Annotated in this window: 17 protein-coding genes; 13 read left to right on the top strand and 4 right to left on the bottom strand. The window is 61.1% G+C overall.

From position 1 onward, the window contains the following. Window positions 1–32: 32 nt before the first annotated feature. Both JFU48_RS12315 and JFU48_RS12310 read right to left on the bottom strand, forming a co-directional pair. Window positions 33–518, bottom strand: coding sequence for a hypothetical protein (locus JFU48_RS12315; protein ID WP_201136613.1), 486 nt, complete (start codon window positions 516–518; stop codon window positions 33–35). Between the two features lie 178 nt (window positions 519–696). Beyond that, on the bottom strand, window positions 697–1254 hold the full coding sequence (locus JFU48_RS12310; protein ID WP_003228116.1) for a hypoxanthine-guanine phosphoribosyltransferase: 558 nt from the start codon (window positions 1252–1254) through the stop codon (window positions 697–699). Between the two features lie 161 nt (window positions 1255–1415). Here JFU48_RS12310 and upp point away from each other — a divergent pair, with 161 nt between their 5' ends. Then, a complete protein-coding gene (gene upp, locus JFU48_RS12305; RefSeq protein ID WP_007912842.1) occupies window positions 1416–2054 on the top strand; it encodes a uracil phosphoribosyltransferase in 639 nt (212 codons plus the stop codon). A 2-nt stretch (window positions 2055–2056) separates the two neighbouring features. Then, window positions 2057–3331, top strand: a complete 1275-nt coding sequence (locus JFU48_RS12300) for a uracil-xanthine permease family protein (RefSeq protein WP_003228120.1) — start codon at window positions 2057–2059, stop codon at window positions 3329–3331. Between the two features lie 118 nt (window positions 3332–3449). On the opposite strand, the gene hemH is transcribed toward JFU48_RS12300, so the two are convergent. Then, window positions 3450–4475, bottom strand: a complete 1026-nt coding sequence (hemH, locus tag JFU48_RS12295; RefSeq protein ID WP_201136612.1) for a ferrochelatase — start codon at window positions 4473–4475, stop codon at window positions 3450–3452. Window positions 4476–4488: 13 nt separating this feature from the next. Beyond that, complete coding sequence (locus tag JFU48_RS12290; RefSeq protein ID WP_201136611.1) at window positions 4489–5391, bottom strand: TIGR01777 family oxidoreductase; 903 nt, start codon at window positions 5389–5391, stop codon at window positions 4489–4491. 198 nt (window positions 5392–5589) lie between these two features. Between JFU48_RS12290 and JFU48_RS12285 the strand changes: the two genes are divergently transcribed. From JFU48_RS12285 to JFU48_RS12235, 11 genes are all read left to right on the top strand, one after another. Continuing rightward, a complete protein-coding gene (locus tag JFU48_RS12285; protein ID WP_201136610.1) occupies window positions 5590–6576 on the top strand; it encodes an NAD(P)/FAD-dependent oxidoreductase in 987 nt (328 codons plus the stop codon). Further along, a complete protein-coding gene (locus JFU48_RS12280; RefSeq protein ID WP_201136609.1) occupies window positions 6573–6788 on the top strand; it encodes a TIGR02450 family Trp-rich protein in 216 nt (71 codons plus the stop codon). Before JFU48_RS12285 ends, JFU48_RS12280 begins: the two co-directional genes overlap by 4 nt. Window positions 6789–7002: 214 nt before the next feature. Then, on the top strand, window positions 7003–7965 hold the full coding sequence (locus tag JFU48_RS12275; protein WP_201136608.1) for a YbgA family protein: 963 nt from the start codon (window positions 7003–7005) through the stop codon (window positions 7963–7965). Beyond that, the gene (locus tag JFU48_RS12270; RefSeq protein WP_003228132.1) at window positions 7965–8906 is read left to right on the top strand and encodes a MerR family transcriptional regulator; all 942 of its coding nucleotides are present in this window, start codon (window positions 7965–7967) and stop codon (window positions 8904–8906) included. The genes JFU48_RS12275 and JFU48_RS12270 overlap by 1 nt, the downstream gene beginning before the upstream one ends. A gap of 11 nt (window positions 8907–8917) precedes the next feature. Further along, window positions 8918–10363, top strand: a complete 1446-nt coding sequence (gene phrB, locus JFU48_RS12265) for a deoxyribodipyrimidine photo-lyase (protein ID WP_201136607.1) — start codon at window positions 8918–8920, stop codon at window positions 10361–10363. Continuing rightward, entirely contained in the window at window positions 10356–10778 is a 423-nt protein-coding gene (locus JFU48_RS12260) for a nuclear transport factor 2 family protein (RefSeq protein ID WP_003228136.1), read from the top strand. Before phrB ends, JFU48_RS12260 begins: the two co-directional genes overlap by 8 nt. Next, entirely contained in the window at window positions 10775–11557 is a 783-nt protein-coding gene (locus JFU48_RS12255; RefSeq protein ID WP_003228137.1) for an SDR family NAD(P)-dependent oxidoreductase, read from the top strand. The genes JFU48_RS12260 and JFU48_RS12255 overlap by 4 nt, the downstream gene beginning before the upstream one ends. Continuing rightward, window positions 11554–12801, top strand: coding sequence for an FAD-dependent oxidoreductase (locus tag JFU48_RS12250; RefSeq protein WP_201136606.1), 1248 nt, complete (start codon window positions 11554–11556; stop codon window positions 12799–12801). The genes JFU48_RS12255 and JFU48_RS12250 overlap by 4 nt, the downstream gene beginning before the upstream one ends. Further along, entirely contained in the window at window positions 12798–13613 is an 816-nt protein-coding gene (locus tag JFU48_RS12245; protein ID WP_201136605.1) for a DUF1365 domain-containing protein, read from the top strand. Before JFU48_RS12250 ends, JFU48_RS12245 begins: the two co-directional genes overlap by 4 nt. Then, window positions 13600–14865, top strand: coding sequence for an SAM-dependent methyltransferase (locus tag JFU48_RS12240; RefSeq protein WP_003228144.1), 1266 nt, complete (start codon window positions 13600–13602; stop codon window positions 14863–14865). The genes JFU48_RS12245 and JFU48_RS12240 overlap by 14 nt, the downstream gene beginning before the upstream one ends. Beyond that, window positions 14858–15349, top strand: coding sequence for a DUF2878 domain-containing protein (locus JFU48_RS12235; RefSeq protein ID WP_201136604.1), 492 nt, complete (start codon window positions 14858–14860; stop codon window positions 15347–15349). Before JFU48_RS12240 ends, JFU48_RS12235 begins: the two co-directional genes overlap by 8 nt. The last annotated feature ends 45 nt before the right edge of the window (window positions 15350–15394 follow it).

Here is a 15394-nt window from a genome sequence, read left to right as displayed (position 1 = left end):
GCGGGCAGTTTACCCCTGCCCCGCCACAAGGCTCAACGCGAACGAACGGCCCCGGTGTGCAGATCGGCCCAGATGTGGCCGTTGGCGTAACTGAGGAATTGCACATAGACGGTGTCGTTGCGCAGCAGATCGATCACTACCCGGTACTGGGCCAGCGGGTAATACAGGGTCAGGGTCTTGCTCTTGTCGTCATAAACCGGTTTTTTCAGGCTCTTGCTTTCGCCATCGAAATTGACCAGCACTTGCGTGATGGTCGCGCCCTTGTTCAACGACTTGCCCTTGAGACGGATCATCAGCGGCGACGTGACGGGGATTGGCTGCTGATTGGACTGGCGTTGCGCACCGACCACCACCGAATAATCGGTGACTTGCAGCAGTTGTTGCTGCTCGGGCTCGGCATCGCGCAGGGTCAGGTCGTCTGGTGGCAGAAATTGACTGTGCATCGGCGCCGGGGCGGCGGCCAGGGGCAGGCTGAGGGTCATCAACAGGGCGGCAAGGCTGCGGAACAGAAGGCTCATGACAGGCTCCGGGGGCGGGGCCGAGCACTCTAGCATGGGGAACGCGGATGGATCAGCACACACAAAACAACTGTGGGAGCGAGCCTGCTCGCGATAGCGTCGTATCAGTCAACATCAACATTGCTGACAGATCGCTATCGCGAGCAGGCTCACTCCTACAGGGGATAGTGCAGGGTCCTTACATGCCTTTAACGGCAAAGATCCCGTTGGCGTTGCGCCAGTAGCCTTTGTAGTCCATGCCGTAACCGAAGATGTAACGGTCAACGCATGGCAGGCCGACGAAATCCGCTTTCAGGTCAGGGCGCGCCTTGCGGTCGTGATCCTTGTCGATCAGCACGGCGGTGTGCACTTTGCGCGCGCCGGCGTGTTTGCAGAAGTCGATGATCGCGCCCAGGGTGTGACCTTCGTCGAGGATGTCGTCGATGATCAGCACGTCGCGGTCGATGAACGAGACTTCCGGCTTGGCTTTCCAGAACAGGTCGCCGCCGCTGGTTTCGTTGCGATAACGGGTCGCGTGCAGGTAGGACGCTTCCAGCGGAAATTGCAGGTGAGTCAGCAGTTTGCCGGAGAAGATCAGGCCGCCGTTCATCACGCAGAACACCACCGGGTTGCTATCGGCCAGTTGTTCGTTGATTTGTGCACCGACGCGGGCGATGGCGGCCTCGACTTCAGATTCGGTGTACAGGCAGTCAGCCTCTCGCATGATTTGACGGATATGCTCGAGATCAGCGGACATGGCGCTCTCCAGGGGGATGTTTTCGGAAAAGCGGGCAAAGGTACGCATCCCGTGAGGTCGAATCAAGCCTTAATGGACTAACGTACTCAATGTCCTATAGGACATCACCCTCGGATAGATTAATCTAGGCCGGTTTTTTTGCCCGCCGCCGGAGTTTTTCCATGCCCATCCTCGAGATCCGCCATCCGCTGATCCGCCATAAACTCGGCCTGATGCGCCGCGCCGATATCAGCACCAAGAATTTCCGTGAGCTTGCTCAGGAAGTCGGCGCTCTGTTGACCTATGAAGCTACAAAAGATTTGCCGCTCGAATCCTACGATATCGCCGGTTGGTGCGGCACTGTGTCGGTGGAGAAAATCGCCGGCAAGAAAATCACCGTCGTGCCGATCCTGCGCGCCGGCATCGGCATGCTCGAAGGCGTGCTGAGCCTGATCCCGGGTGCCAAGGTTTCCGCTGTGGGCGTTGCCCGCAACGAAGAAACCCTGCAAGCGCACACTTATCTGGAAAAACTGGTTCCGGAAATCGACGAACGGTTGGCGATGATCATCGACCCGATGCTCGCCACCGGCAGCTCCATGGTCGCGACCATCGACCTGCTGAAGAAAGCCGGTTGCAAGGACATCCGCGCCATGGTCCTGGTAGCCGCGCCGGAAGGCATTGCTGCCGTAGAAAAGGCTCACCCGGACGTGACCATCTACACCGCGTCCATCGATGAGCGTCTGAACGAACACGGTTACATCATCCCAGGGCTTGGCGATGCCGGTGACAAGATCTTCGGTACCAAGCAGAAGGACGCGTGAGCATGCAGCAAGAGTTCAACGATCCGCTCTGGCGCACGGTGCTGTCCGGCGCCCAGATGCTGTTCGTAGCGTTCGGCGCCCTGGTGCTGATGCCGCTGATCACCGGCCTTGACCCGAACGTGGCACTGTTCACCGCAGGTCTGGGGACGATTCTGTTCCAGATCGTCACCGGGCGTCAGGTGCCGGTATTCCTTGCATCGAGCTTTGCCTTCATCACCCCGATCATTCTCGCCAAGGGCCAGTTCGGCCTCGCCGCGACCATGGGCGGCGTGATGGCAGCCGGTTTCGTCTACACCTTCCTCGGCCTCGCCGTGAAGATCAAGGGCACCGGTTTCATCGACCGCTTGCTGCCGCCGGTGGTGATTGGTCCGGTAATCATTTCCATCGGCCTGGCCATGGCGCCGATTGCCGCGAACATGGCAATGGGCAAGGCGGGCGACGGTTCCGAGCTGATCCACTACCAGACCGCGATGATGATCTCGATGCCGGCGCTGCTGACCACGTTGATCGTAGCGGTGTTCGGTAAAGGCATCTTCCGTCTGGTGCCGATCATTTCCGGGGTGCTGGTGGGTTTCGCCATGTCGTTCTATTTCGGCGTGGTCGATACCGCGAAGATTGCGGCGGCGCCATGGTTTGCGCTGCCGCACTTCACCGCGCCGGAGTTCAACTGGCAGGCGATCCTGTTCATCGTTCCGGTGGCGCTGGCTCCGGCCATCGAGCACATTGGCGGCGTGATTGCCGTGGGTAGCGTGACCGGTCGCGACTATCTGAAGAAGCCCGGCCTGCACCGTACCCTGCTGGGTGACGGCATCGCCACCACGGCGGCCGGCCTGTTTGGCGGCCCGCCAAACACCACCTACGCCGAAGTGACCGGCGCGGTAATGCTGACCAAGAACTACAACCCGAAAATCATGACCTGGGCGGCGATCTTCGCCATCACCCTGGCGTTCATCGGCAAGTTCGGCGCGCTGCTGCAAAGCATTCCGGTGCCGGTGATGGGCGGGATTCTGTGCCTGTTGTTCGGTTCGATCGCGGCGGTGGGGATGAACACCCTGATCCGCCACAAGATCGACCTCGGCGAGGCGCGTAATCTGGTGATCGTGTCGGTGACCCTGGTGTTCGGTATCGGCGGTGTGCTGGTCGGCACCGGTACTGGCCCGGATGACTTCGGCCTCAAAGGCATCGCGCTGTGCGCGGTGGTGGCGATTGCGCTGAACCTGATCCTGCCGGGCAATGATGGCTGGAAGAACAAGAAGGCGGATGAGCCGCTGATTTAAGGGTCTAGATCCTTGTTGTCTGACAGATAGCTTTCGCGAGCAAGCCCGCTCCCACATTTGATCTTCAGCGCACCGTAGATCAAATGTGGGAGCGGGCTTGCTCGCGAAGCTTTTGGCTTTAAAGCGCCAGCGGCGCTCGTTCACACAGGGTTGCCAACGCCTTCGCCCATTGCGGCTCATCATTCAGGCACGGCACCAGCACCAACTCCTCGCCCCCCGCTTCGCGGAACTGTTCCTTGCCGCGATCACCGATCTCTTCCAGCGTCTCGATGCAGTCGGCAACAAATGCCGGGCACATCACCAGAATCTTTTTCACGCCGCTTTTCGCCAGCTCATCCAGCCGCGCTTCGGTGTAGGGTTCGATCCACTTCGCCCGCCCCAGACGCGACTGAAACGACACCGACCATTTGCCATCGGCAATGCCCGCGCGCCTGGCGAATTCAGAGGCGGTGCGCATGCACTGGGCGCGGTAACAGGTGGCAAGCACGGCCGGCGAAGCATTCTGGCAGCAATCCGCGTTTTTCAAGCAGTGGTTACCGGTCGGATCGAGCTTGGTCAGGTGCCGTTCCGGCAAGCCATGGAAGCTCAGCAGCAAGTGATCGTAGTCCTGCTGCAAATGCGGCGTGGCGCTGGCGACCAGTGCGTCGATGTATTCCGGCTGGTCGTAAAACGGTTGCAGCACTGAAAGCTGCACGTCGAGTTTCTTCTCGCGAATCACCCGCCTGGCTTCTTCGATCACCGTGGTCGTGGTGCTGTCGGCGAACTGTGGATAGAGCGGCGCCAGCGTGATGCGCTTGTGCCCTGCTGCGACCAGCTGCAGCAACCTGGTTTCAATCGACGGCTCGCCGTAACGCATGGCCAGCTCTACCGGACCGTGGCTCCACTGTGTGGTCATCTGCTGTTGCAGACGACGGCTGAGCACCACCAGCGGCGAGCCCTCCTCCCACCAGATCGAAGCGTAGGCATGGGCCGATTGCTCGGGGCGCTTGATCAGGATCAGCGACACCAACAACCGCCGCACCGGCCACGGCAGGTCGATCACATACGGGTCCATCAGAAATTGATTGAGGTAGCGGCGTACATCGGCCACCGAAGTGGAGGCCGGGGAACCCAGGTTGACCAGAAGCAAGGCGTGATCGGTCATGCATCGTCCTATTTCAAAGGCGGCCGGAGAGATCATCCAGAGCCGCGCGCAAATCCGTGAACTGGAAAGTGAAACCCGCTTCCAGCAAGCGTGCCGGCATGGCGCGTTGGCCACCCAGCAACAGCGATGACATTTCGCCAAGCCCGACCTTCAAGGCCAGGGCCGGCATCGGCATGAACGCCGGGCGGTGCAGCACGCTGCCCAGCGTTTTGGCAAACTCGCGATTGCGCACCGGTTTGGGCGCGCAGGCATTATAAGGACCGCTCGCCTGATCGCGGTGCAGAAGAAAATCAATCAGGGCGATTTGATCATCGATGTGAATCCACGGCATCCACTGCCGGCCATTGCCCAAAGGCCCGCCCAGACCGAGTTTGAACATCAGCAACAGCCGCGACAAAAAGCCGCCCTCGGCCGACAGCACCAACCCGGTACGCACCAGCACCACGCGGATGCCCTGACCTTCGGCACGCTGGGCGGTTTCCTCCCAGGCAATGCACAACTGACTGGCAAAGTCGTCGATCACTGGCGGCGAATCTTCGGTCAGCTCACGTTCACCGCCGTCGCCGTACCAGCCGACAGCAGAGCCGGAGATCAACAACGCCGGTTTCTGCTGACGCGTTTCCAGCCAGGCCAGCAGGGTTTCGGTGAGGGTGATGCGGCTGCTCCACAACAACGCCTTGCGCCGATGGGTCCATGGCCGATCAGCAATCGGCGCACCGGCCAGGTTGACCACCGCGTCCAGCGGCTCGTCGCCGAAGTCTTCGAGACGCGCAATCGCGCGCACCTGCGCGCCACAGATTTTCGCGACTTTTTCCGGACGCCGACTCCACACCGTCAGTTGATGGCCCTGTCCCGACCAGTGTCGGCAGAGCTGACGGCCTATCAAACCAGTACCGCCGGTCAGCAATATGCGCATGACATCTTCCTCGCGTGGCGTTTTACCCGGATCACTAGTCTATTTTTATAAGCAGGGATCTTTTCTATCGGGCAGGCTCTATTGTTTAACCATAGGCCAAGCTGTCAGAACGAGAACGCTAGAAGTTATACCAAAAAACAAAATTGTACAGGTTTCATTGACGGCGTAGTCTGTACAGAAAGGTAAAACGAGGCCCCTATGACTGTACCTATCGCAATCATCGGCACCGGCATCGCCGGACTCTCCGCCGCCCAGGCCCTGACAGACGCCGGACACACCGTCCAGCTCTTCGACAAAAGCCGCGGCAGTGGCGGGCGCATGTCGAGTAAACGCAGCGACGCCGGTTCTCTGGACATGGGCGCGCAATACTTCACCGCCCGCGACCGGCGTTTCGTCACCGAAGTGCAACGCTGGCAAAGCCTGGGCTGGGTCGCCGAATGGACGCCGCAGCTCTATACCTTTCAGGGCGGGCAACTGAACCTGTCGCCGGACGAGCAGACCCGCTGGGTCGGCACGCCACGCATGAGCGCGATCACCCGGGGTTTGCTCGACGGTCTGGAAGTCCACTTCGCCTGCCGCATCACCGAAGTCTTTCGCGGTGAAGAACACTGGCACCTGCAGGACGCGGAAGGCTTCACCCATGGCCCCTTCAGCCACGTGGTGATTGCCACACCGGCACCGCAAGCCACTGCATTGCTGGCCGCGGCGCCGAAACTGGCCGGTGCGGCCGCCGGGGTGAAAATGGACCCGACCTGGGCCGTCGCCCTCGCCTTCGATACGCCACTGGATACGCCGATCGAAGGTTGCTTCGTGCAGGACAGCCCCATCGACTGGCTGGCGCGCAACCGCAGTAAACCGGGGCGCGACACCACTTGCGACACTTGGGTACTGCACGCCAGCAGCGCCTGGAGCCGACAACACATCGATCTGCCCAAGGAAGCGGTCATTGAGCAACTGCATGGCGCTTTCGCCGAACTGCTGCACAGTGCAATGCCCGCTCCGACCTTCAGCCTCGCCCACCGCTGGCTCTACGCTCGCCCTGCGACCGGCCACGAATGGGGCACGCTGGCCGATGCCGACCTCGGCCTGTACGCCTGCGGCGACTGGTGCCTGTCCGGACGTGTCGAAGGCGCCTGGCTCAGTGGTCAGGAAGCCGCGCGCCGCTTGCACGAGAACCTGCAGTGAACCGTATCAATCCGCAAAAACTGCTGCTGTCGAAGTGGACAGCAGCCCACCCGCAAAACCGCGAAAAGCATTTTCTGGTCACCGAGCTGTTCCGCGATGAGGAAGGTACGGTGCTGGAGGTTGAGTTGCAGGCGGTGTTGACCAAGCGCGCAGAACGCCTCGATTGGCAGACGTTGAAGAACAACGATCACTGGTTACTGGGCTGGAAATGATTTCCCTGTGGGAGCGGGCTTGCTCGCGAAAGCGCTGTGTCAGTCACATTGATCCAGCTGAGCTGACGCCTTCGCGAGCAAGCCCGCTCCCACAGTCGATCGTGTAAACCTGGAAAAACTTATACAAATGATTTGACTTGTACACGTATGAATCTATGCTGAGGAAAAGTTGTACAGGACTAACTGTCTGTACAGGAATAGATTCGAGGTGTGCATGTCCGACCTTTCTGCATCCCGGCCCAAAATCGCCATCAGCGCCTGCCTGATGGGCGCTGAAGTGCGCTACAACGGTGGGCACAAAGAATCGCGGCTGTGCAGCCGCACCCTGGCTGAACATTTCGAATTCGTCCCGGTGTGCCCCGAAGTTGCCATTGGCCTGGGCATCCCTCGTGAACCGATCCGTCTGGTCGGCGATCCGGAGGCTCCCGAAGCCGTCGGCACAGTCAATCCGCAAATCAATGTGACTGAACCGCTGGCCGCCTACGGGCAGAAAATGGCCGGTGAACTCGATGACATCTGCGGCTACATCTTCATGCAGCAGTCGCCTTCATGCGGTCTGGAGCGGGTCAAGGTCTATCACGCCAACGGCGCCCCGGTGAATGGCGGCGGCCGTGGCATCTATGCCCAGGCATTCTGCGCGCAGCACCCTGATCTGCCGGTGGAAGAAGCCGGACGCCTGAACGATCCAGTGCTGCGGGAAAACTTCATCACCCGCGTGCTCGCCTACAGCGCCTGGCAGCAGGTGCTCGAACAAGGCTTGAGCCGCCGCGCACTGACCGAATTCCACTCCCGCTACAAATACCTGCTGATGGCGCACAACCCGGAGCAATACAAAGCCCTGGGCAAACTGCTGGGCAACATGGGCAAGACCAATCCAGTCGAACTTGGCCCGCACTACTTCAGCGAGTTGATGAGCGCGTTGAAGAAATGCGCCACCCGCCGCACCCACAGCAATGTCCTGCAGCACATCAGCGGCTACCTGAAACAGGCGATCAGCCCTGAAGACAAACAGGAAATGCAGCATGTGATCGGCCAGTACCGCCACGGCATCGTGCCGCTGGTGGTGCCGTTGACCTTGCTCAAGCACCACTTTCGCCTACACCCGGATCCCTACATTGCGCAGCAGGTTTACCTGCAGCCGCATCCGGAAAACCTCAGCCTGCGAAACGCCATTTGATGAACGACACACTCGACACCAGCGCCCAGGAAGACCTGGGTGCAGACTTCAAGAAAGCCCTCGACGAGGGCTGGCTGCCGATCCGCGAAGTGGCGCGGCAGACCGGCGTCAACGCCATCACCCTGCGCGCCTGGGAGCGCCGTTACGGGCTGATCGTGCCGCAACGCACACCCAAGGGCCATCGCCTGTATTCCAGCGAACATGTGCAGCAAATTCTGACCATCCTGACCTGGCTCAACCGGGGCGTGGCGGTCAGTCAGGTCAAGCCGTTGCTCGACACCCCGCAAGCCTTTACCGAAACGGTGGAAAACGACTGGCAGCGCCAGCGCAACGTATTGCTCGACGCCGTCACCCACCTCAACGAGCGCAACCTCGACGACAGCATCAACCAGGCCATGGCCCTGTATCCGCCGCGCACTCTGTGTGAGCAGTTGCTGCTGCCGCTGCTGACCGAACTCGAGCAGCGCTGGCAAGGCCAGTTCGGTGCGCAGATGGAGCGGGTGTTCTTTTATTCCTGGTTACGCAGCAAATTCGGCGCGCGCATCTACCATAACAATCGACAGTTACACACCGCGCCGCTGCTGTTGATCAATCACTCGGACCTGCCGCTGGAACCGCACCTGTGGCTCTGCGCGTGGCTGATCAGCAGCGCCGATTGCCCGGTGCAAGTGTTCGACTGGCCGCTATCGGCCGGAGAACTGGCGCTGGCGGTCGATCATCTGCAAGCCCGCGGCGTGCTGCTGTATTCCAGCAAGGCGATGAACCTGGCGCAGTTGCCAAAACTGCTGAATGGCGTCAGCGCCCCCACATTGCTGGTCGGACCAACGGTATGCATCCACCAGACCGAGTTGTCCGTAAGAACTGGCGAAACCGCTGATTTGATCCTGGCCGAAGATCCGCTCTCGGCGCATCAGGCACTCGTCCAGCGTGGGCTGATTTAATGGAATCCGCTATGCAAATGATCTGGCTGCGCAGCGACTTGCGCCAACATGACAACACCGCTCTCGCGGCCGCCGCAGCGCGCGGGCCGACGGTTGCCGTGTATCTGTTGAGCCCGCAGCAGTGGCTGGAACACGACGACGCCGCATGCAAGGTCGACTTCTGGCTGCGCAACCTGCGTGAGCTGAGCAGCCGCCTCGGCGAGCTGAACATTCCGTTGCTGCTGCGCACCGCTGATCATTGGGATCAGGCCCCAGCGGTGCTGCTTGAGCTTTGCGTGCAATTGAATGTCCAGGCCGTGCACGTCAACGAGGAATATGGCATCCACGAAAGCCAGCGCGACGCCGCCGTGGCCGTGGCCCTGAAGACCAAAGGCATCGCTTTCCACAGCTACCTTGACCAACTGCTGTTCAAGCCCGGCACGGTACTGACCAAAACCGACACCTACTTTCAGGTGTTCAGCCAGTTCCGCAAGGTCTGCTACGAACGCCTGCATCGCTCGATGCCGGCGCTGGTGAAGACGCCCGGCAAACAGGCAAAGCTGAATATCGACAGCGATCCGGTACCGGCAGCCGTCGCCGGTTTTGCAACGCCGAGCGAGTCCTTGCGTGCGCTGTGGCCGGCCGGCGAGCAGGAAGCCCGGCGCCGCCTCGATACCTTCGCCGACGCGCAGATCGACTACTACCAGAGCGAGCGCGATTTTCCGGCCAAGCCCGGTACCAGCCAACTTTCGCCGTATCTCGCCGCCGGGGTGATTTCGCCACGCCAATGCCTGCAGGCAGCCCTGCAAAGCAATCAGGGCGAGTTCGACAGCGGCAAGGTCGGCGCGGTGACCTGGATCAACGAGCTGCTGTGGCGCGAGTTCTATAAACACATTCTGGTCGGCTACCCACGGGTTTCGCGCCACCGCGCGTTTCGCCCGGAAACCGAAGCGCTGGCCTGGCGTGATGCGCCGGGCGATCTGGCGGCCTGGCAAGAAGCACGCACCGGTTTGCCGATCATCGATGCGGCCATGCGCCAACTGCTGGAAACCGGCTGGATGCATAACCGTCTGCGCATGGTGGTGGCGATGTTCCTGACCAAGAATCTGCTGATCGACTGGCGTGAGGGCGAGCGCTTTTTCATGCGTCACTTGATCGACGGCGATCTGGCGGCGAACAACGGTGGCTGGCAATGGAGCTCATCGACCGGAACCGATTCGGCGCCGTACTTCCGCATTTTCAACCCGATCAGCCAGTCGGAAAAATTCGACAGCGAAGGCCTGTTCATCAAGCACTGGTTGCCCGAACTCGCCGGCCTGAACAAGAAAGAAGTACACAACCCGGCCAGTGTCGGTGGACTGTTCGGCGTCGCCAACTATCCGTCGCCGATCGTCAATCTCGGGGCTTCGCGCGAACGGGCGCTGGCGGCCTTCAAGAGCCTGCCGTCGCGTTCGTCCACGGGAGAAGTCCATGAGTGAATTCCTGCGCCGCTTCGCCCGTCAGTTCGCCGAGCTGGACAAAGACAACTTGCAGCGTCTGGGCGAGCTGTACAGCGATGACATTCACTTCACCGATCCGCTGCATGAAGTGCAGGGGCTGGCGCAACTGCGTCATTACTTCAGCGAGCTGTACGCCAACGTCAGCGAGCTGCGTTTCGATTTCCACGGCTTCGACCAGATCGGTGACTGTGAAGGTTACCTGCGCTGGGTCATGAGTTACCGCCACCCGCGTCTGGCCGGTGGTCGTTTGATTCGCGTCGCCGGGTGTTCGCATCTGCTCTGGCGCGACAAGGTTTATCGCCACCGGGATTACTTCGATGCCGGGGCCATGCTGTATGAACATTTACCCGTATTGGGCCGGGTGATCGCCTGGCTGAAAAGGAGAATGGGATGAGTCGTACACCTCCACGGCGTTATTGGCTGACCGGAGCCAGCAGTGGCATCGGCGCCGCGCTGGCCGAAGAGATTCTGAAAAGCGGCGCGCATCTGGCCGTCAGTTCGCGTCAGGTGGCGCCCTTGAAAGTCTTGTCCCAGCGCTACCCCGGCCAAGTACTGGTGGTGCCCGGAGACTTGACCAATAGTCAGACCGTGCGTGAGATCGGTCAGCAGATCAGCGAGACCTGGGGCTCGCTGGATTCGGTGATTCTCAATGCCGGGACCTGTGAATATGTCGACGCCCGGCAATTCGACGCGTCGATCATCGAGCACGTGGTGCGTACCAATCTGCTGGCCAGCAGCTATTGCATCGAAGCCGCCCTGCCGTTGCTGCGCAAGGGCACCGCGCCGCATCTGATCGGCATGGCCAGCTCGGTGACCTACCTGCCGCTGCCCCGGGCCGAAGCTTACGGTGCCTCCAAGGCAGGCCTGCGTTACCTGTTCGAATCGCTGCGCATTGATCTGGCGGATGAAGGGATCGAGGTCACCATCATCAGCCCGGGGTTCGTCGATACGCCACTGACGGCGAAAAACGATTTCCCGATGCCACTGAGCTGGCCTGTGGATAAAGCCGCACGGCACATCTTCGCCAAACTCAAGGATCGACCACTGGAGATCGCTTTCCCGGCGCTGTTCATGGCGGCGTTGTGGCCGCTGTCGAAACTGCCGTCGCGGGTGCAACTGGCGATCGGCAAACGCATGGTGCGTAAACCGCCACCGCTGCAGGAACCCTCGTGAAAATCGCCATCATCGGCAGCGGAATCGCAGGCCTGACCTGCGCCTATCTGCTCAATCGCCAACACGATGTCACGGTGTTCGAAGCCAGCGACTGGGTCGGCGGCCACACGCACACCGTGGAGGTGACCGTCGAAGGCCGCGAATACGCCGTGGACACCGGCTTCATCGTGTTCAACGACTGGACCTACCCGAACTTCATCCGTTTGCTCGGCCAGCTCGGCGTGTCGTTCAAACCGACGGAAATGAGCTTCTCGGTCACCGATCCGGAGACTGGCCTGGAATACAACGGCAACAACCTCAACAGTTTGTTCGCCCAGCGCAGCAACCTGTTGTCGCCGGGGTTCTGGGGCATGTTGCGCGATATCCTGCGCTTCAACAAAGAAGCCCAGCGCGACCTCGCCGAACAGCGGATCGCCGCCGACACCACGCTCGACGATTACCTCAAGGCCGGCGGTTATGGTGAGCGTTTCATCCTGCATTACATCGTGCCGATGGGCTCGGCGATCTGGTCGATGCCCATGGCCGAGATGCTCAATTTCCCGCTGCAATTCTTTGTGCGCTTCTTCAAGAATCATGGACTCCTGTCAGTCAGTGATCGCCCGCAATGGCAGGTGATCGAGGGCGGTTCAAGTGCCTATGTCGCACCGCTGACCGCTGCGTTCAAGGACAAGATCCGCCTCAGTTGCCCGGTGACGCGCATCGATCGCGACGAACACGGCGTGGTTATCCACAGCCCGGCCGGCATCGAGCGTTTCGACAAGGTTGTGCTCGCCTGCCACAGCGACCAGGCCCTGCAATTGCTCGCCACGCCAAGCCAGGCGGAACGGTCGATCCTCGGTGCCCTGCCCTACGCCGATAACGAAGTGGTGCTGCATACCGATACCCGTCTGCTGCCGACCCGCAAACTGGCGTGGGCCAGCTGGAACTATCGCTTGAGCGGCGCCGGCCATACGCACGCGGCCGTCACCTACGACATGAACATCCTGCAGGGCATTCAGAGCGACACCACGTTCTGCGTCAGCCTCAATCAGAGCGCCGGCATCAGCCCGTCCAAGGTGCTTGCCCGATACACCTACGCCCATCCGCAGTTCAGCCTTGCGGCCGTGGCGGCGCAGAACCGTTGGGCCGAACTCGACGGTCAGCAGCACACCCACTACTGCGGCGCCTACTGGGCCAACGGCTTTCATGAGGACGGTGTCGTCAGCGCCATGCGCGTGGCTGCCGCCTTCGGGGAAAGCTTATGAACAGCGCCCTGTACAGCGGCTGGATCGGCCATCGGCGCTTTTCGCCCAGACGCCACGAATTCCGTTACCGGATCGGTCTGCTGTACCTCGATCTCGCGGAACAGGACGCCGTGCTCGGTCTGTCGCCGTTTGCCAGTCGCAGCCGCTTTGCAGCGTTTTCGTTTCGCGAAACCGACTACCTGAAAACCTTCACCGGCAATGGAATGCGCCTGATCGATGCGGTACGCCAGCAAGTCGGTGCTGCCATCGGCCACCAGCCGCAGGGATCGATCTGTCTGCTGACCCAACCACGCAGTTGGGGTCTGGCGTTCAATCCGGTGAGTTTCTTTTATTGCCACGAGGCCGACGGGCAACTGGCGGCGATTCTTTGCGAAGTTACCAACACGCCGTGGCGCGAGCGTTATCACTACGTGCTGCCGGCCCGCACACCGACCGACCTGCAAGACTTTCATCAGCACTTTGCCGTGGCCAAGGCCTTTCATGTCTCGCCGTTTTTGCCACGCGATCTCGAGTACCGCATGAGCTTCAGCCCGGCGGCGCAAAAGCTCGGCGTGCACATGGCCGACTGGCAGGGTGAGCACAAGCTGTTCGACGCCACGCTCAATCTGCAGCGCGAACCCCTCGACCGCCACAGCCTGCACCGCTACTTGCGACGTTTTCCGTGGATGACCGCGAAAACCTGTCTGGCGATTTACTGGCAAGCCGTGCGCCTGTTGCTCAAGCGTGCCCCGATTTTTGCTCATCAGGCTGCCGACGGCAGCTTTCAAATCGCCACTGTGCCTCCCAAGGAGCACCGCCATGAAATCCTCTAGCCTGTCGGCCAGTCGCTTCAGCACCAATGGTTTGACCGGTTCGCTGCTGCGTCGTGGCGTTTTGCGGCAACTGAGTCAACTCAAACACGGGCAATTGCTGGTGGTCGAGGACGGCGAACGCCTGATGTTCGGTACGCCGGGCAGCCACCTGCTCGGCGAAATCCATGTCCAGGACGCGGCGGTGTGGGGCATGGTCGCCGGCAACGGATCGATTGGCGCTGGCGAAGCGTTTATCCACGGTTACTGGAGCTCGCCGGACCTGACGGCGGTCGTGCGCGTGTTCGTCAGCAACCTCGACGTGCTCGACGCCATGGAGCGCGGTCTGGCCCGCCTCAGCCGGCCGCTGGTGCAAGGCCTGCACTGGCTCAACCGCAACACGCGCAAGGGCTCGCAGAAAAACATCGCGGCGCACTATGACCTCGGCAACGATCTGTTCGAACAGTTTCTCGACCCAACCATGATGTACTCGGCCGCGCAGTTCCTCAGCCCCGAGGACAGCCTGGAACAGGCGCAGTTGAACAAACTGGAACGGATCTGCCAGAAGCTCGCGCTCAAACCCGAGGATCATCTGCTGGAGATCGGCACCGGCTGGGGCAGCATGGCGCTCTACGCCGCGCAGCACTACGGCTGCCGCGTCACCACCACGACGCTGTCGAAAGAGCAGTACGCGTTTACCGCCAAGCGCATTGAAGCACTGGGGTTGCAGGATCGGGTGACGCTGCTGCTCAAGGACTACCGCGACCTCACCGGCGAATACGACAAACTGGTGTCGATCGAGATGATCGAAGCAGTCGGCCATCGCTTCCTGCCGACCTACTTCAAACAGTGCGCGCACCTGCTCAAGAGCAACGGCCTGATGCTGTTGCAGGCAATCACCATCCGCGAGCAGCGCTACGAGCAGGCCAAGCGCGGCGTCGACTTCATCCAGCGCTACATCTTCCCCGGCGGCGCCCTGCCCTGCGTGCAGAAGATGCTCGAAGTAGTCAGCCGCGAGACCGACATGAACCTGCTGCACATGGAAGACTTCGGCCTGCACTACGCCCGCACCCTGCGCCTGTGGCACGAGAACTTTCGCCGCGCCCATGGCCGGTTGAGCGAGTTGGGCTACGACGATTACTTCCTGCGGCTGTGGGAGTTTTACCTGTGCTACTGCGAAGGCGGGTTCCTCGAGCGCACCATCGGCACCGCGCAATTGCTGCTGGCCAAACCTGCCGCGATGCCAGCGCCGTTGCTCGGGCGCTTCGATGCTTGAGCGGCTGATCAATGCCGTGCTGTTCCAGGTCGGCTGGCTGGCCTGCGTGATCGGCGGCAACAGTCTGTGGTTGCTGGTGGCGCTGGCGGTGCTGGTGATTCATCTGGGCTGGATCAGCAGTTGGCCGGCGGAGGGTCGCTTGATTCTCTGCGTGGTAATTGTCGGCACAGCGGTGGACAGCCTGTTGCGCGCGGCGGGCGTGTTCGAATTCCAGGATCCGTCGCCGCTGATTCCGCTCTGGCTGATGCTGCTCTGGGCACTGCTTGCCACCACGTTGCGCCACTGTCTGCAATGGACGGCTCGTCCGTGGTGGCTGGCAAGCGCGCTGGGCGCGGTCGGCGGCGCTGTTTCCTATTACGGTGGCGGGCGCCTCGCCGGGGTGCAATTTCCCTACGGGGAAATTCCGACCCTGATCGGCATCGGCCTGCTGTGGGCGGTACTGTTTCCGGTGCTGCACGCGATGGCACGGCGGCTCAGCCACTGAGCGTCTGTCAGGCCTTTCACACAGCCACAGGCGACTGGCTTACAC

It is taken from the genome of Pseudomonas sp. TH49 (assembly GCF_016650625.1).
Taxonomy (GTDB): Bacteria; Pseudomonadota; Gammaproteobacteria; order Pseudomonadales; family Pseudomonadaceae; genus Aquipseudomonas; species Aquipseudomonas fluorescens_H.
The sequence above is the reverse complement of the archived record's forward strand: the minus strand, read 5'-3'. Positions and strand labels throughout refer to the sequence as shown.

Coding starts and splice junctions, on each gene's coding strand:
- JFU48_RS12260 (WP_003228136.1), top strand. CDS start 10,356: ATGAGTGAATTCCTGCGCCGCTTCGCCCGTCAGTTCGCCGAGCTGGAC.
- JFU48_RS12240 (WP_003228144.1), top strand. CDS start 13,600: ATGAAATCCTCTAGCCTGTCGGCCAGTCGCTTCAGCACCAATGGTTTG.
- JFU48_RS12245 (WP_201136605.1), top strand. CDS start 12,798: ATGAACAGCGCCCTGTACAGCGGCTGGATCGGCCATCGGCGCTTTTCG.
- JFU48_RS12235 (WP_201136604.1), top strand. CDS start 14,858: ATGCTTGAGCGGCTGATCAATGCCGTGCTGTTCCAGGTCGGCTGGCTG.
- JFU48_RS12290 (WP_201136611.1), bottom strand. CDS start 5,391: ATGCGCATATTGCTGACCGGCGGTACTGGTTTGATAGGCCGTCAGCTC.
- upp (WP_007912842.1), top strand. CDS start 1,416: ATGCCCATCCTCGAGATCCGCCATCCGCTGATCCGCCATAAACTCGGC.
- JFU48_RS12310 (WP_003228116.1), bottom strand. CDS start 1,254: ATGTCCGCTGATCTCGAGCATATCCGTCAAATCATGCGAGAGGCTGAC.
- JFU48_RS12270 (WP_003228132.1), top strand. CDS start 7,965: ATGAACGACACACTCGACACCAGCGCCCAGGAAGACCTGGGTGCAGAC.
- JFU48_RS12300 (WP_003228120.1), top strand. CDS start 2,057: ATGCAGCAAGAGTTCAACGATCCGCTCTGGCGCACGGTGCTGTCCGGC.
- phrB (WP_201136607.1), top strand. CDS start 8,918: ATGCAAATGATCTGGCTGCGCAGCGACTTGCGCCAACATGACAACACC.
- JFU48_RS12275 (WP_201136608.1), top strand. CDS start 7,003: ATGTCCGACCTTTCTGCATCCCGGCCCAAAATCGCCATCAGCGCCTGC.
- JFU48_RS12315 (WP_201136613.1), bottom strand. CDS start 518: ATGAGCCTTCTGTTCCGCAGCCTTGCCGCCCTGTTGATGACCCTCAGC.
- JFU48_RS12285 (WP_201136610.1), top strand. CDS start 5,590: ATGACTGTACCTATCGCAATCATCGGCACCGGCATCGCCGGACTCTCC.
- hemH (WP_201136612.1), bottom strand. CDS start 4,475: ATGACCGATCACGCCTTGCTTCTGGTCAACCTGGGTTCCCCGGCCTCC.
- JFU48_RS12255 (WP_003228137.1), top strand. CDS start 10,775: ATGAGTCGTACACCTCCACGGCGTTATTGGCTGACCGGAGCCAGCAGT.